17 protein-coding genes are annotated in these 18,858 nt (G+C 59.4%); 9 read left to right on the top strand and 8 right to left on the bottom strand.

The features are described 5' to 3' along the window. Positions 1-790 (bottom strand): murein hydrolase activator EnvC (locus HX846_RS01355; protein ID WP_372241960.1); only part of this gene is annotated, 790 nt, incomplete at its 3' end. A 377-nt stretch (positions 791-1,167) separates the two neighbouring features. On the opposite strand from HX846_RS01355, the gene HX846_RS01350 reads away from it, so the two are divergent. Then, positions 1,168-1,599, top strand: coding sequence for a PBECR2 nuclease fold domain-containing protein (locus HX846_RS01350; protein WP_256344182.1), 432 nt, complete (start codon positions 1,168-1,170; stop codon positions 1,597-1,599). Between the two features lie 217 nt (positions 1,600-1,816). Here the strand turns inward: HX846_RS01350 and gpmI are convergent, their stop codons facing one another. Next, positions 1,817-3,343, bottom strand: a complete 1,527-nt coding sequence (gene gpmI / locus HX846_RS01345; protein WP_178964825.1) for a 2,3-bisphosphoglycerate-independent phosphoglycerate mutase — start codon at positions 3,341-3,343, stop codon at positions 1,817-1,819. 151 nt (positions 3,344-3,494) lie between these two features. Between gpmI and HX846_RS01340 the strand changes: the two genes are divergently transcribed. The 3 genes from HX846_RS01340 to secB are packed head-to-tail and all read left to right on the top strand — an operon-like array spanning position 3,495 to position 4,692. Continuing rightward, complete coding sequence (locus HX846_RS01340) at positions 3,495-3,908, top strand: rhodanese-like domain-containing protein (protein WP_003218014.1); 414 nt, start codon at positions 3,495-3,497, stop codon at positions 3,906-3,908. A 1-nt stretch (position 3,909) separates the two neighbouring features. Next, positions 3,910-4,164, top strand: coding sequence for a glutaredoxin 3 (grxC, locus tag HX846_RS01335; protein WP_003218011.1), 255 nt, complete (start codon positions 3,910-3,912; stop codon positions 4,162-4,164). A gap of 42 nt (positions 4,165-4,206) precedes the next feature. Then, the gene (gene secB, locus HX846_RS01330) at positions 4,207-4,692 is read left to right on the top strand and encodes a protein-export chaperone SecB (RefSeq protein ID WP_003218009.1); all 486 of its coding nucleotides are present in this window, start codon (positions 4,207-4,209) and stop codon (positions 4,690-4,692) included. A gap of 143 nt (positions 4,693-4,835) precedes the next feature. On the opposite strand, the gene HX846_RS01325 is transcribed toward secB, so the two are convergent. Further along, the gene (locus tag HX846_RS01325; RefSeq protein WP_003218007.1) at positions 4,836-5,291 is read right to left on the bottom strand and encodes a tRNA (cytidine(34)-2'-O)-methyltransferase; all 456 of its coding nucleotides are present in this window, start codon (positions 5,289-5,291) and stop codon (positions 4,836-4,838) included. On the opposite strand from HX846_RS01325, the gene HX846_RS01320 reads away from it, so the two are divergent. Beyond that, the gene (locus tag HX846_RS01320) at positions 5,290-5,730 is read left to right on the top strand and encodes a hypothetical protein (RefSeq protein WP_003218005.1); all 441 of its coding nucleotides are present in this window, start codon (positions 5,290-5,292) and stop codon (positions 5,728-5,730) included. The two genes, HX846_RS01325 and HX846_RS01320, sit on opposite strands and share 2 nt — an antisense overlap. Before the next feature lie 583 nt (positions 5,731-6,313). Here HX846_RS01320 and ntrC read toward each other — a convergent pair. The 4 genes from ntrC to glnA form a co-directional block, all read right to left on the bottom strand. Then, on the bottom strand, positions 6,314-7,750 hold the full coding sequence (gene ntrC, locus HX846_RS01315) for a nitrogen regulation protein NR(I) (protein ID WP_008435682.1): 1,437 nt from the start codon (positions 7,748-7,750) through the stop codon (positions 6,314-6,316). Beyond that, positions 7,747-8,832 carry a nitrogen regulation protein NR(II) gene (gene glnL / locus HX846_RS01310; RefSeq protein WP_003218001.1) on the bottom strand — a complete coding sequence of 362 codons (1,086 nt, stop codon included), beginning with the start codon at positions 8,830-8,832 and terminating at the stop codon, positions 7,747-7,749. The genes ntrC and glnL overlap by 4 nt, the downstream gene beginning before the upstream one ends. A 390-nt stretch (positions 8,833-9,222) precedes the next feature. After that, the gene (locus HX846_RS01305; protein ID WP_134325592.1) at positions 9,223-9,759 is read right to left on the bottom strand and encodes a chorismate mutase; all 537 of its coding nucleotides are present in this window, start codon (positions 9,757-9,759) and stop codon (positions 9,223-9,225) included. Positions 9,760-9,948: 189 nt separating this feature from the next. Continuing rightward, entirely contained in the window at positions 9,949-11,355 is a 1,407-nt protein-coding gene (glnA, locus tag HX846_RS01300; protein ID WP_003217999.1) for a glutamate--ammonia ligase, read from the bottom strand. 333 nt (positions 11,356-11,688) lie between these two features. Between glnA and thiI the strand changes: the two genes are divergently transcribed. Both thiI and typA read left to right on the top strand, forming a co-directional pair. Continuing rightward, the gene (gene thiI / locus HX846_RS01295) at positions 11,689-13,143 is read left to right on the top strand and encodes a tRNA uracil 4-sulfurtransferase ThiI (protein ID WP_023659343.1); all 1,455 of its coding nucleotides are present in this window, start codon (positions 11,689-11,691) and stop codon (positions 13,141-13,143) included. Positions 13,144-13,282: 139 nt separating this feature from the next. Next, positions 13,283-15,103, top strand: a complete 1,821-nt coding sequence (typA, locus tag HX846_RS01290) for a translational GTPase TypA (RefSeq protein ID WP_003217997.1) — start codon at positions 13,283-13,285, stop codon at positions 15,101-15,103. Positions 15,104-15,307: 204 nt separating this feature from the next. On the opposite strand, the gene HX846_RS01285 is transcribed toward typA, so the two are convergent. Further along, positions 15,308-15,742: a YkgJ family cysteine cluster protein gene (locus HX846_RS01285; RefSeq protein ID WP_177021045.1), complete on the bottom strand. Its 435-nt coding sequence runs from the start codon at positions 15,740-15,742 to the stop codon at positions 15,308-15,310. A 235-nt stretch (positions 15,743-15,977) separates the two neighbouring features. On the opposite strand from HX846_RS01285, the gene HX846_RS01280 reads away from it, so the two are divergent. Continuing rightward, positions 15,978-18,428 (top strand): glycogen/starch/alpha-glucan phosphorylase, encoded by a 2,451-nt coding sequence (locus HX846_RS01280; RefSeq protein ID WP_003217995.1) that lies wholly within the window; start codon positions 15,978-15,980, stop codon positions 18,426-18,428. Between the two features lie 170 nt (positions 18,429-18,598). After that, positions 18,599-18,858 (top strand): hypothetical protein (locus tag HX846_RS39370; RefSeq protein WP_256739755.1); only part of this gene is annotated, 260 nt, incomplete at its 3' end.

The raw sequence follows: 18,858 nt of genomic DNA, 5'->3' as shown, positions 1-18,858 counted from the left end.
CACGCTCGCGCTTTTTTTCGGCTTCCTGCTGGGCCAGCAGCGCTTTTTGCCGCGCCTGCTCTGCCTCACGGGCCTGGCGCGCCAGGGTTTCCTCGATGGTTTTCAGGACTTTGCCCAGGTCGGCCTGGTCTTGCTCGCGGGCCTGGAGCTTGGCGTCACGGGCCTTCACGTCGTCATTCAGCTTGGCCAGCGCCTGCTGGCGCTCCTTGCGGACCTTGTCCAGTTCGTCGCGCTGGCTGTCGAGGGCGGTTTTCTGGTCGAGCAGCTGCGACTGCTGGTTGGCGATTTCCTGCTCGACGTTGGCCAACTGGCGCAGGGTCTCGTTGAAGCTTTTCAGTTGCTCCAGGCGGGCCTTGCTCAGGTAGTCGTAATAGGTAAGGGTGCGGGCGAACTTTTCCGGGTTCTGCTGGTTGAGCAGCAGCTTGAGGTATTCCTGGCGGCCGTTCTGGTAAGCGGCGCGGGCCTGGATCGCGATCAGGCGTTGCTGTTCAACGCGGGCGCTCTGGAGTTTTTTTTTCTCAGCGTCGAGTCGCTCCAGTTCCGACTCGCTCTTCTTTAGTTCTTTTTGCAGCTCCTGGACCTGCTTCTCCAGCTTGCCCATCTCGGTTTCCGTGCCGCGCAGGTCTTTCTGCACGCCGGACTTCTCTTCCTGGAGCTTGCCGAGCAGCTTCTTCAGCTCGGTAATGTCCTGACGCGTAGCGTCCAACTGTTGTTGGGTTTGTGCGCGCTCATCGGCAAACGCCGGTTGGAGCAGGCAGACAAGAGCAAGGGTAATCAAGGCGCGAAGCATAGAGGCGGGCGACACCAGGGAAAGGGACGGCCTAGTATGCCCGCCAAGCGCTGCAAAAAAAACGCCCAATTCGGCTTGGCAGGCAAGTTAGGTGCCCAGTGGCCGCATTCTGCAAGCAATTGTGGGCAAGTCCCATAGCCCTTTGAAGGCGACGAGCGGTTGAGAGCGTCGTGTCGTGCTTCTGCAGTTGTTTTGTGTGCTTCGCGAAATGCCTTGAAATGCTCCACCCTGACGGTGCATTTGCGCTCGGAATAGACTCTTCGGCCCTGTTAATCCGACGGTCGGCATAGTCAGTAATGCCTTGTATTCACGAGTCAAAAGGCCAGCATACGTGGCTTGATTATGGGCTTCCCGATCTTCGTAGTCTGGATCGGGCCTTGCGAGCGCGTCCACTTGAGGAAGTGGCCGCCGGCAATGACGTCGAAGCGGCCATCGATATAGTCGCAATGCATTTTGGCATTGCCCATTCGAGCTGTTCGGAAGTGGAAGTTGCCTCGCCTTTGGGGCAAATAGCGATCAGGCGTAGCTGTCTGCAGCACATTGTTGAAAAGCGGCAGGACGCCAGAGAGCGTTATGTCAGGTTCGCCTTGGACACATTGACGGGGCCTCTGGAAATATGGCGTGTTGCTTATAGCGATTGCTCCGCTCGTTTAGCATTCATTGGGGCTTATGAATCCAGGAGGCAGATGCTGGTGGTGGTCAATATTCAGGCTGGCAATGTGCTGTGGAACTTCATGCAGACAGACGCCAAGGCCTTGAACAAGCATCGTCATGGTGAGTTGCTCTACAAGCGTTACGAGCTTTTGTGACGCCCAAAGAAAAGGGCAGCTCTTTCGAACTGCCCTAAGTAGTGCTTGCTTGATATTCATATACACACCCTCAAGCAGGGGTGTGGAGGTCTCACCCTACGCGGATATCCAGCCATCTGCGGGGTTCCTACGCCAGTTATCGCCGCTGGAGGCAACTGGTTTCGCGCTCGAGTCCATTATTGACGGGCTGCCTGTTTTGAGCAACCCCTGAACTGTGTCAGACCAGAATCGAAGTGCCAGTCATCTCTTTCGGCTTCTCCAGCCCCATCAGCATCAACATGGTCGGTGCCACGTCGGCCAGCACGCCGCCATCACGTACTTTAAAGTCACGGTTGCCGACGTAGATGAATGGCACCGGCTCGGTGGTGTGGGCGGTGTGGGCCTGACCGGTGGATTCGTCGGACATTTGCTCGCAGTTGCCGTGGTCAGCGGTGATCAGCGCTTCGCCGCCCACCTTGTCCAGGGCGTCGACGATGCGGCCGACGCACAGGTCCAGGCATTCCACGGCTTTTACCGCCGCTTCCAGGTTGCCGCTGTGGCCCACCATGTCACCGTTGGCGTAGTTGACCACGATCACGTCGTAGCGCTGGTGTTCGATGGCGTCGACGATCTTGTCCGTGACTTCCGGGGCACTCATCTCCGGCTGCAGGTCGTAGGTGGCGACTTTCGGCGACGGGATCAGGATGCGTTCTTCACCCGGGAACGGTTCTTCACGACCGCCGGAGAAGAAGAAGGTCACGTGGGCGTATTTCTCGGTTTCGGCAATGCGCAGTTGGGTCTTGCCGTTTTTCGCCAGGTAATCCCCCAGCACGTTTTCCAGGCTGCCCGGGGCGAATGCCGACGGGGCCGGGATGTTGGCGGCGTATTGGGTCAGCATCACGAATTCGACTTTCGGCTGGCGGGCGCGCTCGAAGTCCTTGAAGCCGGCATCGACGAATACGTGGCTCAACTCGCGGGCACGGTCGGCGCGGAAGTTCATGAACACCACGGCGTCGCCATCTTCGACCTTGACCGGTTCGCCGATGGTGGTGGCCTTGACGAACTCGTCACTCTCGCCACGGGCGTAGGCGGCTTCCAGGCCTTCCTGGGCGGTGGCGGCGTTGAATTCGGCCTGGCCGTCGACGATCAGGTTGTAGGCCTGTGCCACGCGGTCCCAGCGGTTGTCGCGGTCCATGGCGAAGTAGCGGCCAACCAGGCTGGCGATGCGGCCTTTGCCGAGGGTCTTGAAGGTTTCATCCAGCAGTTCGATGGAGGACTGGGCACTTTTCGGCGGGGTGTCGCGGCCGTCGAGGAACGCGTGCAGGTAGATCTTCTCGGCGCCGCGCTTGAAGGCCAGTTCGGCCATGGCGATCAGGTGGTCCTGGTGGCTGTGGACGCCGCCGTCCGATAGCAGGCCCATGAAGTGCACGGCCTTGCCGGCCTTGACCGCTTTATCCACTGCCGCGCAGATGTTTGGGTTCTCGAAAAACTCACCGTCGCGGATCGCTTTGGTCACGCGGGTGAAGTCTTGATAGACCACTCGTCCGGCACCGAGATTCATATGGCCGACTTCCGAGTTGCCCATTTGGCCGTCCGGCAGGCCAACATCCATGCCCGAGCCCGAGATCAGGCCGTTCGGAACGGTAGCGCTCAGACGGTCCAGTACTGGCTTGCTGGCCGAGTACACGGCGTTGTCGTGGTGGCTTTCACTGTGTCCGAAGCCATCGAGAATTATCAGGACCAAAGGTTTAGGCGTAGTAGTCATAGATCCTCTCGCGGCGGTAATGAATGAAGGGAATAGAAAAGGGAGTGGCAGTTTAAAGCGAAGTTCCGACCACGTCACCGCTTTACGGGGGTTGGCCGACCATGACGGCTGTGTATACTTACCGCCATTTTAACGCCCTGGAACCTCCTTGATGGTTGATCACCTGATTGCATTTGCCACTACCCACTATTTGCTCGCTGGTGCGTTCGTCGTACTGCTGGCGCTGCTGATCGCTCACGAATTGAGCCGCGGTGGCCGCAGCCTCAGCACGTCCGAGCTGACCGCCCTGGTCAACAAGGATGAGGCCGTAGTGGTGGACATTCGTCCCGCCAAGGATTTCGCCGCCGGTCACATTGTCGGCGCGCTGAACATTCCCCAGGACAAACTGATTTCGCGCCTGGCCGAGCTGGAAAAGCACAAGGCCAAGACCATTATCCTGGTCGACGCCCAGGGCCAGCACTCCGGCACCCACGCCCGCGAGATGCTGAAAACCGGCTTCAACGCCGCCAAACTGTCGGGTGGTATTTCCAGCTGGCGTGGCGATAACCTGCCGCTGGTGAAGTGATATGAGCCAGGTTGTCGTTTATTCCAGCGATTATTGCCCTTATTGCATGCGGGCCAAGGCCCTGCTTGTGAAAAAGGGCGTTGTCTTCGAAGAGATCAAGGTTGATGGCAAGCCCCAGGTGCGCGCCGAGATGACCAAGAAAGCGGGACGCACGTCCGTGCCGCAGATCTGGATCGGTGACAAGCATGTCGGTGGTTGCGATGACCTGTTCGCACTCGAGCGCGCCGGTAAACTGGATGCGCTGCTTCACGTCTGACTCCTAACCCCTAAAAGACCCCAAGATCACGAAGGATCTGCGATGACTGACCAACAGAACACCGAAGCGGCAGCAGAAGAAGCTCAAGGCCCACAATTTTCCCTGCAGCGTATTTACGTACGTGACTTGTCGTTCGAAGCGCCGAAAAGCCCGGCCATCTTCCGTCAGGAATGGACCCCGAGCGTTGCGCTGGACCTGAACACCCGTCAGAAGGCACTGGAAGGTGACTTCCACGAGGTCGTGCTGACCCTGTCGGTCACCGTCAAGAACGGCGAAGAAGTGGCCTTCATTGCTGAAGTGCAACAGGCCGGTATCTTCCTGATCCAGGGCCTGGACGAAGCGTCCATGAGTCACACCCTGGGCGCGTTTTGCCCGAACATTCTGTTCCCGTATGCCCGTGAGACCCTGGACAGCCTGGTCACCCGTGGCTCGTTCCCGGCGCTGATGCTGGCCCCGGTGAACTTCGATGCCCTGTATGCGCAAGAGCTGCAGCGCATGCAACAGGAAGGCTCGCCAACGGTTCAGTAAGCTGTTCTGAGCAACGACGCCGATCCAATGTGGGAGCGGGCTTGCTCGCGAATGCGGTACTTCAGTCGATATCTTCGTTGACTGGCACTCCGCTTTCGCGAGCAANNCGCCCCCCCCCCCGCTCCCACATTCGTTATGCAGTGTTACTTGAACCCCAGTTGCCGCCAACCTTCGTAAACCGCGACGGCCACGGTATTGGACAGGTTCAGGCTGCGGCAGCCTTCGCGCATCGGCAGGCGCAGGCGGTGGCCGTCTGGCAGGGCGTCCAGCACGTCTGCCGGCAGGCCGCGGCTTTCCGGGCCGAACAGGAAGGCGTCGCCTTCGGCAAAGCTGGCATCATGGAACGGCCGCGAACCCTTGGTGGTAAACGCGAACAACCGTGGGTGGTTCAGGCTTTCCAGGCAGCTGGCAAGGTCGGCGTGGCGTTGCAGGGTGGCGTACTCGTGGTAGTCCAGCCCGGCGCGGCGCAGGCGCTTGTCGTCCATGTCGAAACCCAAGGGCTCGATCAAATGCAGGTGGCAGCCACTGTTGGCGCACAGCCTGATAACGTTGCCGGTATTCGGCGGAATTTCTGGTTGAAAAAGGATGACGTGAAACATGCACGGCTCCGAAGGCAAAGATGCGCTGCATTCTACCCCTGAAGAAGACCCCAGGCCGAAGCTATTGCCACGGGTTTTAGGCTCGTTGGCGATTGTCGGCTTGATGGTAGGCCTGATGATCGGCCGGCTGACCACGCCAGACCCGGTTGAGCTACAGCAGGTAGAGCCCGCCGCCGATGGCCTGGTGGTGTGGTTCAACAGCGAACCCAAGCTGCACGGCGAGCATATCGACGGCACCGTGGCGCTGCTGTTCGATGCGCTTGGCAAGGCCCAGGGCGGCCAGTTGAAGGTCAATGACAAGGATGTGAACTGGCGCGTACGCAAGACCGATGGCGGCTTGCTGCTGAACCTGGTGGCGGCTCGGCCGTTGCGCGGGGAGTGGTCGGGAGAGAAGGCCGATGGACGCTGGCGGGTAGAGATCCATCTCCAGGAGCAATAAAAGAGGGAATCCCCGGCCTGCCTGTACCAAGGTTCCCAAAACGGGCTGGGGCTATGGGCGCGTTACCTCATAAGCCCCGGGTGTAAAGAAGGGAGTTCCCGGCCTGCCTGTACCAGGGCTCCCAAAACGGGGTGAAGCCAAAGGCTTCGGTGTTAAAGAGGGAATCCCCGGCCTGCCTGTACCGAGGTTCCCGAAACGGGTGTGGGGCGCGACGCGATCCGCATCAAGCGCCCCGGGTGTTAAAGAGGGGATTCTCGGCCTGCCTGTACCAAGGTCCCCGAAACTGGGTAGTGACAGGGTTATTGCAGGGCGCGTGCCAGAATTGCGAAGTGGCGCCAAAAAATTTCTTCAGAAAGCGCAAAGCCCCGGAATACGGGGCTTTGGCTTTTTTGGGTTTTAATATTTTCTTAACAAGGCATGGGTTTCAGGCGTTGGATAAGTGCGCGATGCCGGTTCGTGGTGCATTGAAGCGGTGCACGGTCGTTAGTCTGGTACAAAACAAATGTGGGAGCTGGCTTGCCTGCGATGGCGCTNNGCAAGCCCGGCTCCCACATTAGATCTTCAGTGGATCAGGGATTAGTGATCAGGCCTCATCACCTTCGTCATCATCCCCACCGTCGACCTTCATCCCCAGCTCCTTGATCTTGCGTGTCAGCGTATTGCGGCCCCAGCCCAGCAGCACGGCGGCGTCGCGACGACGTCCAGCGGTATGCTTGAGGGCGGTTTCGATCATGATCCGCTCGAAAGCCGGCACAGCGCTGTCCAGCAGGTTCGACTGGCCACGTGCCAGGGCCTGGTCGGCCCATTGGCGCAGTGCCTGCTCCCAGTTGGTCACCGGTGCCGAATCCTGCGGCAGGCTCAGCAGCTCAGGCGGCAGGTCGCTGATATGCACTTCGCGCCCCGAAGCCATCACCGTGATCCAGCGGCAGGTGTTCTCCAGCTGACGCACGTTGCCCGGCCATGGCAGGTTCTTCAGGTATTCCTCGGTCTCGCTTTTCAGCAGCTTCGGCTCGACGGCCAGCTCCTGGGCGGCGCGGCTGAGGAAGTGACGGGCCAGGGTCGGGATGTCCTCGCGACGGTCCGACATCCGTGGGATGTGGATGCGGATCACGTTCAGGCGGTGGAACAAGTCTTCACGGAATTTCCCGGCGTGCACCAGGGTTTCCAGGTTCTGGTGCGTCGCCGCGATGATACGTACGTCGACCTTGACTGGCGTGTGCCCGCCTACCCGATAAAACTCGCCGTCGGCCAGGACCCGCAGCAAGCGCGTCTGGGTGTCGGCCGGCATGTCGCCGATTTCATCGAGGAACAGCGTGCCGCCGTCGGCCTGTTCAAAACGGCCACGGCGCAGGTTGGCCGCACCGGTGAACGCGCCTTTTTCATGGCCGAACAGTTCCGACTCCATCAAGTCTTTCGGGATCGCCGCCATGTTCAGCGCAATGAACGGCGACGCCGCCCGTGGGCTGTGACGGTGCAGGGCGTGGGCCACCAGCTCTTTACCGGTACCCGACTCGCCATTGATCAGCACGGTGATGTTGGAGTGGCTCAAGCGCCCGATGGCGCGAAACACTTCCTGCATCGCCGGCGCTTCGCCGATGATTTCCGGGGTACGGGTCAGGGCCGGCGGGGCTTCCTGGTTCTGCTGTTCCTGGGCGTGCTGGTTGGCGCGTTTTACCAGCGCCACCGCTTCGTCCACGTCGAACGGTTTTGGCAGGTATTCAAAGGCGCCGCCCTGATAGGACGCGACAGCGCTGTCCAGGTCCGAGTGCGCGGTCATGATGATCACCGGCAGGCGCGGGTGCTGCTCGCGAATCCGCGCCAGCAAGTCCAGGCCGCTGGCGCCGGGCATGCGGATGTCGGAGATGATCACATCGGGCTGCTGGCGAGCCAGGCGGCTCATCACCCCGTCGGCGCTGTCGAAGCTCTGGGTGGTCATGCCTTCCTGTTGCAAGGCTTTCTCCAGGACCCAGCGGATAGAACGGTCGTCATCGACGATCCAGACAGTTTCACTACGGCTCATGTCGATGGGGCTCCTTGTTCCAGTGGCAGAAAGATCGAGAAGGTGGTGTGACCGGGATGGCTCTCACATTCGATCAAACCCTGGTGCTGGCTGATGATGTTCTGGGTAATGGCCAGGCCGAGCCCGGTACCGTCCGGGCGGCCGCTGACCATTGGGAAAAAGATGGTTTCCTGCAGTTCTGCAGGGATGCCGGGGCCGTTGTCGATGATCTCGACTTTGGTCACCAGGCGATGGCGCACGTGGCCAATGGTGAACTGGCGCAGGGCACGGGTGCGCAGGCTGATGCGGCCCAGGCGCAGCTCGTTCTGGCTGCTGATGGCCTGCATGGCGTTACGCACGATATTGAGCACCGCCTGGATCATCTGCTCGCGGTCGATCAATACGTCGGGAATGCTCGGGTCGTAGTCGCGCACCAAGGTGATGCAGCCCTGGCTTTCGGCTTCCACCAACTGGCAAACCCGCTCCAGCACTTCGTGCACGTTGGTCATTGCCAGCGACGGCAGCTTGTTGGAGCCGAGCATGCGGTCTACCAGGTTACGCAGGCGGTCGGCTTCCTCGATGATGACGTTGGTGTAGTCCTTGAGGTTTTCGTCCGGCAGCTCGCGGGCCAACAGCTGTGCGGCACCGCGAATCCCGCCCAGGGGGTTCTTGATCTCATGGGCCAGGCCGCGCACCAGCATCTTGCTGGTTTCCTGCTTGGACAGCTGCGCCTCTTCCTTGGTGATGCGCAGCAGGCGATCGCGGGGATGCACCTCCAGCAGCAACAAGGTGGCGCCGTGGCTGAGGATCGGTGTTACCGCGTAGTCGACGGTGAGGGTCTGGCCGGTGAGGGCGGTGAGCATCGCTTCGCGCTTGGTGAACGGGTGCGCCTGCTCCACGGCCTGGCGCAACGAGCTCAAGGCCTCGGCCGACTCAGTGAACAGCTCACTGATGAATTGCCCATGGCTGCGCTGCCCGCTGATGGCCAGCAGCATCTCCGCCGCCGGGTTCATGTACTCAAGGCGCAGTTCGTCATTGAGCAGAATGGTCGCGGTGGTCAGGTTGTCGAGTAACAGGCGGTGCAGTGCGTCGCTGATGGTCATTAGGACCTCTTTTGGAGCAAGGCGCGGGCTTGAGGCACACGCTGATACAAGGAAAATGCAAAAACCAAACCAAAGCTCCGAAAAGAAGCGTTAAAGCCCTGAAATGGGGGCTTAAGGCGCGAAACTGTGGCGTTCTGCCAGCTTGGACGGGAAGTTTCGAACCAAAATGGGTTGCGTAAGTGGGAAGGGTGCAGCGTATCGCACCAATATAGTGCGGTTTTGAAAAGTCTGTTCAGGAAGCTGGTGGCAGCGACTGATTGGCTGAATGGGTCGGATCTAAATTGTGGGAGCGGGCTTGCTCGCGAAGGCGGCGTGTCAGTCATGCATATATCAACTGACACACCGCCATGCGAGCAAGCCCGCTCCCACATTTTGATGGGGTTCGCAATTTTAGATTTTATAGATACACAGCTCGGCAGTGGCGCGGATCATTGCCAGCTGGTGCAGCGAGTCTTTGGCAGGTGCGTGATTGGCCTGGGCCAGCCATTGCGGGCATTGCGGGTTGGTGCGCTCCGGGGTGAAGTCCGCCAGCTGTTGCAGCAGGCGTTTTTGCAGCAGGTCCAGTTTAGGGCGGATCTGGCCGACCAGATCCGGGCGTGGGTCATTCGGCGCCTTGCCTTGCAGCTGCCAGTCGGAAAGGTGGGCGTACTGCACCAGTTTGTTCGCCTCGATCTGGGCCGAGAAAAACTGCTCGGCCTGTGCCGGTGCCAGTTTGTAGCTCGGCGCCTGGGCGACGACGCTGGCGATCACGTCCTGCTCCCGTGGGCGGTCTTCGACGGGCTTGTGGCTGTCCCATTTGCTCAGGGCCACCTGGTCGGCAATCGCCAGGCGTTCGGCAATGCTGTCGAGCAGCGGGGCGAGGGTGGGTGGTGCTGCGAATACATTGGCGCTGATGGCCAGCAAGATGAACCCAATTTTGAGTTTCAAGGCAGATCCCTCTTCTGTAGGAGCGAGCTTGCTCGCGAAGGTCGTTAACGATAACGCGTAAATATTGAAGAAATGCGGCGCCTTTGAATTTTTCGCGGGCAAGCCCGCTCCCACAGGGTTTTGCGGGCAAAAAAAAGACCTCCCGAAGGAGGCCTTTTTCATCACGCCACGTTAAGCAGCGCTACCGGATCAGCAGCTGTAGTACAGCTCGTATTCCAGTGGGTGTACGAAAGTGCGGACCTTGATTTCTTCTTCGCTTTTCAGGGCGATGTAGGCATCGATAAAGTCGTCGCTGAACACGCCGCCTTTGGTCAGGAACGCACGGCCCTTGTCCAGCTCTTCCAGGGCTTCTTTCAGGCTGCCGCACACTTGTGGGATCTCTTTGGCCTCTTCAGGCGGCAGGTCGTACAAGTTTTTGTCGGCGGCGTCGCCTGGGTGGATCTTGTTCTGGATACCGTCCAGGCCGGCCATGACCAGGGCAGCGAAGGCCAGGTACGGGTTGGCTGCCGGATCCGGGAAACGGGCTTCGATACGGCGAGCGCGAGGGCTGGACACGTAAGGAATACGGATCGAAGCGGAACGGTTGCGAGCCGAGTAGGCGAGCATTACCGGAGCTTCGAAACCTGGAACCAGACGCTTGTAGGAGTTGGTCGACGGGTTGGTGAAGCCGTTCAGGGCCTTACCGTGCTTGATGATACCGCCGATGAAGTACAGGGCAGTGTCGGACAGGCCGGCATAACCTTCGCCAGCGAAGGTGTTCTTGCCTTCTTTGGCGATGGACAGGTGAACGTGCATACCCGAACCGTTATCGCCGTACAGAGGCTTAGGCATGAAGGTAGCGGTACGGCCGTAGGCATCAGCCACGTTGTGTACGCAGTACTTCAGGGTCTGAACTTCGTCAGCCTTGGCAACCAGGGTGTTGAACTTCACGCCGATTTCGTTCTGGCCGGCAGTCGCCACTTCGTGGTGGTGAACTTCGATGACCAGGCCCATCTCTTCCATGGCGTTGCACATGGAGGTACGGATTTCGTGGTCGTGGTCGAACGGAGGAACCGGGAAGTAGCCGCCTTTGATACCTGGACGGTGGCCTTTGTTGCCGCCTTCCACGTCCTGGTCGGACATCCACGAACCTTGTTCGGAGAAGATCTTGAACATGGAGCCAGAGATGTCGGACTTGAACTTGACCGAATCAAAGATGAAGAATTCTGGTTCTGGACCTACGAATACGGTGTCGCCGATACCGGTCGACTTCAGGTATTCCTCGGCACGCTTGGCGATCGCACGTGGGTCACGGTCGTAGCCCTGCATGGTCGAAGGCTCGATCACGTCGCAGACGATGATCAAGGTTGGGTCTTCGGTGAACGGGTCGAGTACGGCAGTGCTGTCGTCCGGCATCAGGATCATGTCGGAAGCTTCGATGCCTTTCCAGCCGGCAATGGAGGAGCCGTCGAACATTTTGCCTTCTTCGAAGAAGGCGTCATCCAGCGCGTCGCGAGCCGGCATGGTCACGTGGTGCTGAGTGCCTTTGGTGTCCGTGAAGCGCAGATCAATCCATTTGACGTCATGATCTTTGATGAGTTGAACCGACTTCGACATAGTGTCCTCCGGGTGGCTTCGGGCTGGGGTAGTGGAGTAGCCCTTAGAATGTGGGTGATGCCGGCGCGAATACTCGACCAAGGCAACCTGCCTCACAAGAGAGCAAATTGCATGCCAGTGCCCCGACATGGGTTTTTTGCCACAAAAACGCCCCTATAAAGGTGCAATCCGCTGAAACGGAAGAAATTGCGCACCGCAATGTAGCGCTTATTTTGGTTTATGACCCGTTTTGGTGCGCGAAAGGTCAGTTGCATATTAACTGGTTAAACCTTGAGCGATTTCCGCTATAATCCGCGCCCCCCTTTTTCGGCTGGGCCTGCGCGCGCTGTTTTCATGAAATTAATCGTTAAAGTCTTCCCCGAGATCACCATCAAGAGCCGACCGGTACGGATGCGTTTCATCCGTCAATTGGCCAAGAACATCCGTGCCGTGCTCCGCGATCTGGACCCGGCTGTGGTGGTGAATGGTGTGTGGGACAATCTCGAGCTGGAAACCCGCCTCACAGACCCCAAGGCCCTGAAGGACATGACCGAGCGCCTGAGCTGCGTGCCGGGCATCGCGCATTTCCTGCAGGTCGACGAGTACCCGCTGGGCGACTTCGACGACATCACCGAAAAGTGCAAACAGCACTACGGCGATGTGCTGGCAGGCAAGGTGTTTTCAGTGCGTTGCAAACGCGCCGGCAAGCACCCGTTCAGCTCCATGGATGTCGAGAAATACGTGGGCAGCAAGCTGCGTCGCGAGTGCGGCGCTGCCGGAATTTCCCTGAAAGAGCCGCAAATTGAAGTGCGGATGGAAATTCGCGACCAACGGTTGTTTGTGATCCACAGCCAGCACGACAGCATCGGCGGCTACCCGCTGGGTGCCCTGGAACAGACCCTGGTATTGATGTCCGGCGGTTTCGATTCCACTGTCGCGGCCTACCAGATCATGCGCCGCGGGCTGATGAGCCACTTCTGCTTCTTCAACCTGGGCGGGCGTGCACACGAATTGGGCGTGATGGAAGTCGCGCATTACATCTGGAAGAAGTACGGCAGCTCGCAACGGGTGCTGTTTGTCAGCGTACCGTTCGAGGAAGTCCTGGGAGAAATTCTCGGGAAAGTCGATAACAGTCATATGGGCGTAGTATTGAAGCGTATGATGTTACGCGCTGCGTCCCGAATCGCGGATCGACTGGAAATCGACGCACTGGTCACCGGTGAAGCGATTTCCCAGGTGTCCAGCCAGACCCTGCCGAACCTGTCGTTGATCGACTCTGTGACCGAGAAGCTGGTACTGCGCCCGCTGATCGCCAGTCACAAGCAAGACATCATCGACCTGGCGACCCAGATCGGCACGGCGGATTTCGCCAAGCACATGCCGGAATATTGCGGGGTCATCTCGGTGAACCCCAAGACCCACGCCAAACGCAACCGCGTGGAGTACGAAGAACAACAGTTCGATATGGCGGTGCTCGAGCGTGCGCTTGAGAACGCCAAGCTGGTGCCGATCGATCGGGTTATCGACGAATTGGGCCAGGATTTGCAGATCGAAGAAGTCAGCGAGGCTCTGGCCGGTCAGATCATCATCGACATCCGTCACCCGGATGCCGCTGAAGACGAGCCGCTGGAAATTGCTGGCATCGACGTACAAACGCTGCCGTTCTATGCATTGAATGCGCGTTTCAAGGAACTGGATGACAGCCGTCAGTACCTGTTGTATTGCGACAAAGGCGTGATGAGTCGCCTGCATGCCCACCATTTGCTCAGTGAGGGGCATGCCAATGTGCGCGTTTATCGACCGAGCTAAGAGCCCGGGGCTGTTTGCCTGTGGCCTGCGTCACCGGCCCCCCGACTCTGCCGTCAAGCTGTAACGGCAAGGCCTGACTCTACTGTTAATCGCTGCCACGACCTGTCAGCACACCGAATCCTCTGATCGAGATACACAAGTGATCGAAAATCTACGCAACATCGCCATCATTGCTCACGTTGACCATGGTAAGACCACCCTGGTAGACAAACTCTTGCGTCAATCCGGCACCCTGGAGCGCAACGAGCTCAACGACGAGCGCGTGATGGACTCCAACGACCAGGAGAAAGAGCGCGGTATTACCATTCTGGCGAAAAACACCGCCATCAACTGGAACGGCTACCACATCAACATCGTGGATACCCCGGGCCACGCCGACTTCGGCGGCGAAGTTGAACGCGTAATGTCGATGGTTGACTCCGTTCTGCTGCTGGTTGACGCTCAAGACGGCCCTATGCCGCAAACCCGTTTCGTGACCAAGAAGGCTTTCGAAGCCGGCCTGCGTCCGATCGTGTGCATCAACAAGGTTGACCGTCCAGGCGCGCGTCCGGACTGGGTTCTGGACCAGATCTTCGACCTGTTCGACAACCTGGGTGCCACCGAAGAACAGCTGGACTTCAAAGTCGTCTACGCCTCGGCCCTGAACGGCATTGCCGGTCTGGAACACACCGACATGGCTGAAGACATGACCCCGCTGTACCAGTCGATCGTCGACAACGTACCGGCTCCGAAAGTTGACCGTGAAGGCCCGTTCCAGATGCAAATCTCGGCACTGGACTACAACAGCTTCCTGGGTGTTATCGGTGTTGGCCGTATCGCTCGTGGTAGCGTCAAGCCGAACACTCCGGTGGTCGCCATCGGCGCCGACGGCAAGAAGCGCAACGGTCGTATCCTGAAGCTGATGGGTCACCACGGCCTGCACCGCATCGACGTTGAAGAAGCGTTTGCCGGTGACATCGTGTGTGTGAGCGGTATGGACTCGCTGTTCATTTCCGACACCCTGTGCCAGCCGGACAACGTCGAGGCGATGAAGCCTCTGACCGTTGACGAGCCAACCGTTTCCATGACCTTCCAGGTAAACGACTCGCCTTTCTGCGGTAAAGAAGGCAAGTTCGTGACTTCCCGTAACATCAAGGAACGTCTGGACAAAGAGCTGCTGTACAACGTTGCTCTGCGCGTTGAAGAAGGCGACTCGGCTGACAAGTTCAAGGTTTCCGGCCGTGGTGAGCTGCACCTCTCGGTACTGATCGAAACCATGCGTCGCGAAGGCTTCGAAATGGGCGTTGGTCGTCCTGAAGTGATCATCCGTCAGGTTGACGGCGTGAAGCAGGAACCGTTTGAAAACGTCACCATCGACACCCCTGAAGAATCCCAGGGCAAGGTCATGGAAGAGATGGGCCTGCGTAAGGGCGACCTGACCAACATGGTGCCGGATGGCAAAGGCCGTGTGCGTCTGGAATACAACATCCCTGCTCGTGGTCTGATCGGTTTCCGTAACCAGTTCCTGACCCTGACCAACGGTGCTGGCATCCTGACCTCGATCTTCGATCGCTACGACACCATGAAGTCCGGCGACATGTCCGGTCGTCAGAACGGTGTTCTGGTATCGGTAGAAACCGGCAAGGCGCTGACCTACTCCCTGGAAACCCTCCAGGCGCGTGGCAAGCTGTTCGTTGAACACGGTCAAGAGATCTACAACGGTCAGATCGTTGGCCTGAACAGCCGTGACAACGACATGGGCGTCAACCCAACCAAAGGCAAGAAGCTCGACAACATGCGTGCTTCGGGTAAAGACGAAACCATCGCTCTGGTTCCACCTGTTCGCTTCACCCTGGAACAGGCTCTGGAATTCATCCAGGACGACGAGCTGTGCGAAGTTACGCCTAAGTCGATCCGCCTGCGTAAGAAGATCCTGGACGAAGGCGAGCGTACCCGCGCTGCCAAGAAAGCCAAGAACTGAGTTAACTCAGGCTGAATGAAAAACGCCCCCGGTCGAAAGGCCGGGGGCGTTTTTTTATGCCTGCAATATCTGTAGTGACTGTGCGGGCCCCTTCGCGAGCAAGCCCGCTCCCACATTCGACCGCGTTTTTTCAGGATGAGTGAGGTCAAGTGTGGGAGCGGGCTTGCTCGCGAAAGCGGTAGTTCAAGCAATAAAAAATCTGGATCAGAACTTGTCGAGGGTCTTGAGCCTGGTCTCGCGCACCACTTCCTTCGGCTTGTACGCGCAATACCCCGGGCGCGGCCCGATTTTCGGGTGATTGCGGCAAGTATCCGGGCGCTTGTCATAAATAGTGCAGAAGCGGCTCTTACGATCCAGGTACAGGCAATCGTTGTTGCTCATGCGCTGCAGGGTGAAGATCTCGGATTTGGCGTTGAAGCGCTCGACGATGCCTTCCTTCTGCAAGCGCTTGGCGATGTTCTTCGGCGGGTCGCCACGCTCGAACTCATCGACGATGCCGATGCGGATCAGGTCCTTGATCTTCACCTCAACCGGCAGGGTGCAGCAGCTCGACACACAGCCGCCACACATATGGCTTGAGTATTTCTGCCAGGTCTCGAGACGGTCGAGTTCCGCGGCGGCGATCAGTTGAGGCTTCATCAGGTTTCCAAGAGGGGTGTTATCCGGCGCGGGATCATACCGGAACTGGTGGTTTTTTGAACAATATCTTCCAGCTTTCAGCTCGAAGGCTGTGCCGAGCCACAAACGGGCACGGCCCCTGCATCAAATTCCCGCAAAGGTGAATGAGTTAAAAAACTGCCGAACCAGAGCGTCTACCGTCTGTCAGACCGTCTAGGCTCTAGCAACTCCTTCTATCTCGCCCGAGGTCGCATCGATGTCTCAGGAACCGCTTGTACGAGAAGCAGAGGTAGCCGCATTTCGCGATGCCGTCTTGACCAAACTTACCTATGCGGTGGGCAAGGACCCCGATCACGCCTTCGACCACGATTGGTTTGAAGCCATCGCACTGGCCGCCCGCGACCACATGGTCGACCACTGGATGGACCACACGCGGCACATCTACCGCAAGGGACAGAAGCGGGTCTATTACCTCTCGCTGGAATTCCTGATCGGCCGTCTGCTCTACGACAGCCTGAGCAACCTTGGCTTGCTGGACGTGGCCCGTGAGGCCATGAGCGAGTTGGGTGTGGACATGGAGCGCATTCGCCTGCTGGAGCCCGACGCGGCCCTGGGCAACGGTGGCCTTGGCCGCCTGGCGGCCTGCTTCATGGAAAGCATGTCGACCCTGGGCATCGCCGGCCATGGCTATGGCATTCGGTATGAGCACGGGCTGTTTCGCCAGGCGATTGTCGATGGCTGGCAGCAGGAGCAAACCGAACGCTGGCTGGATTTCGGCAACCCCTGGGAGTTCGAGCGCGCCGAAGTGATCTACCCGATCGGCTTTGGCGGTGGTGTGGAAACCGTGCTGGACGCGTCCGGCAAGTCGATCCAGGTCTGGTCGCCAAATGAAACCGTACGCGCGGTGGCGTATGACACCCCGGTCGTCGGCTGGCGCGGCGCCAGCGTCAACACCCTGCGCTTGTGGCGCGCCCGGGCCGTCGAAGACCTGCACCTGGAGCGCTTCAACGCCGGTGACCACCTGGGCGCCGTCGCCGAAGTGGCCCGCGCCGAAAGCATCTCCCGAGTGCTTTACCCGGCCGACAGCACCGAAGCAGGGCAGGAGCTGCGCCTGCGCCAGGAGTACTTCTTCGTCTCCGCCTCGTTGCAGGATCTGCTGCGTCGCCACAAGAACATGCACGGCTCGGTATTGAGCCTGGGCGAGCACGCGGCCATCCAGCTCAACGACACTCACCCCTCGATCGCGGTGGCCGAGTTGATGCGTCAGTTGGTGGACCTGCACGACATCCCGTGGGATGCCGCCTGGGACGTCACCGTCGAAACCCTTTCGTACACCAACCACACCTTGCTCCCCGAGGCGTTGGAAACCTGGCCGGTCGGCCTGATGGAGCGCATGCTGCCGCGGCACATGCAGATCATCTACCTGATCAACGCCCAGCATATCGACTCGCTGCGGGCCAAGGGCATCCATGACTTCGACGTGCTGCGTGCCGTCTCGCTGATCGAAGAAGACAACGGTCGCCGCGTACGCATGGGCAACCTGGCGTTCCTCGGCTCCCACAGTGTCAACGGCGTATCCGGCCTGCACACTCAACTGATGCGCAGCACGGTGTTCTCCGAACTGCACAAGCTCTACCCGGACCGCATCAACAACAAAACCAACGGCATTACCTTCCGCCGCTGGCTGTACCAGGCCAACCCCAAGCTCACGGCGATGCTGGTGGAGGCACTGGGCCCGGACGTGCTGGATAACCCCGAACAGCGCCTGGCAGACCTGGAACCGTTTGCCGAGAAGCAAGCCTTTCGCAAGGCCTTCGCCGAACAGCGGCTGCACAGTAAGCGGGCACTGGCCGACATCATTCACGAGCGCCTGGGGATTTCGGTCAACCCGGCGGCGATGTTCGATGTGCAGGTCAAGCGGATCCACGAGTACAAGCGCCAGCTGCTGAACCTGATGCACACCGTCGCGCTGTACCAGGCGATCCGGGCCGAGCCGGGCACCGACTGGGTGCCGCGGGTGAAGATCTTCGCCGGCAAGGCCGCGGCCAGCTATCACCAGGCCAAGCTGATCATCAAGCTGACCAACGACATCGCCCGTACCGTCAACAACGACCCCACCGTGCGCGGGTTGCTCAAGGTGGTATTCCTGCCCAACTACAACGTCAGCCTGGCGGAAAGCATCATTCCGGCGGCCGACTTGTCGGAGCAGATTTCCACCGCCGGCTTTGAAGCCTCGGGCACCAGCAACATGAAATTTGGCCTCAACGGCGCGCTGACCATCGGCACCATGGACGGCGCCAACGTCGAGATGCACGAGCGCGTGGGTGCCGACCACATGTTCATCTTCGGCCTCAGCGCCCAGCAGGTGGAAGCGCGCAAACACGCGGGCGAATTCAACGCCGGGCCAGAGATCGCCGCGTCCCATCGCTTGAATGATGTGCTGCAAGCGATTCGTGGCGGGGTGTTCTCACCGGATGATCCGGGCCGTTATGCCGGGTTGGTGGATTCGCTGATCGACTACGACCGCTTCCTGGTCTGTGCCGACTTCGATTCCTACTGGGATGCCCAGGCGCGGGTCGAGGCCCATTGGCACGACTCCAAGGAATGGTGGCGTTCGGCGGTGCTCAATACCGCGCGCATGGGCTGGTTCTCGTCGGACCGGACCATCCGCGAATACGCGACGGAAATCTGGAAAGCGTTGGATTAGACACCGCAATACAAAATGTGGGAGCGGGCTTGCTCGCGAAGGCGCAGCGTCAGTCGACAAATTTGTGACTGATCCACCGCCTTCGCGAGCAAGCCCGCTCCCACATGGGGTCCGTGTCGATATACTGAGCGTCGCCTTTGCCCGCTTCGGGCTGCTTAGGGATATCGACCATGCAATGGATTTTCATGCTGATTGGCCTGGTGCTCGGCTGGACGCTCGATGAGTCGTTCAGTGATGCGGGCATTGGAGCGCTGCTCGGTTTGGGCATTGGCCAGGCGATTCGCCTGTCGATGCTCGCCTCGCGTACGGAGGAACAAGGCCGTCAGCTGGAGTCTGCCCGCAACGCCCTGAAAGTGGTCGAGCAACGCCTGGCCTTGCTGGAAAGGCCTGCCGCCGTTGAAACCCCCGGACCTGTGTTTGTCGAAGAGCC

Origin of the sequence: Pseudomonas sp. K5002 (assembly GCF_013386655.1) — a bacterium.
In the GTDB taxonomy this organism is placed as follows: domain Bacteria; phylum Pseudomonadota; class Gammaproteobacteria; order Pseudomonadales; family Pseudomonadaceae; genus Aquipseudomonas.
Note: the sequence above shows the minus strand (reverse complement) of the source record. Positions and strands in the feature narration are given on the sequence as shown.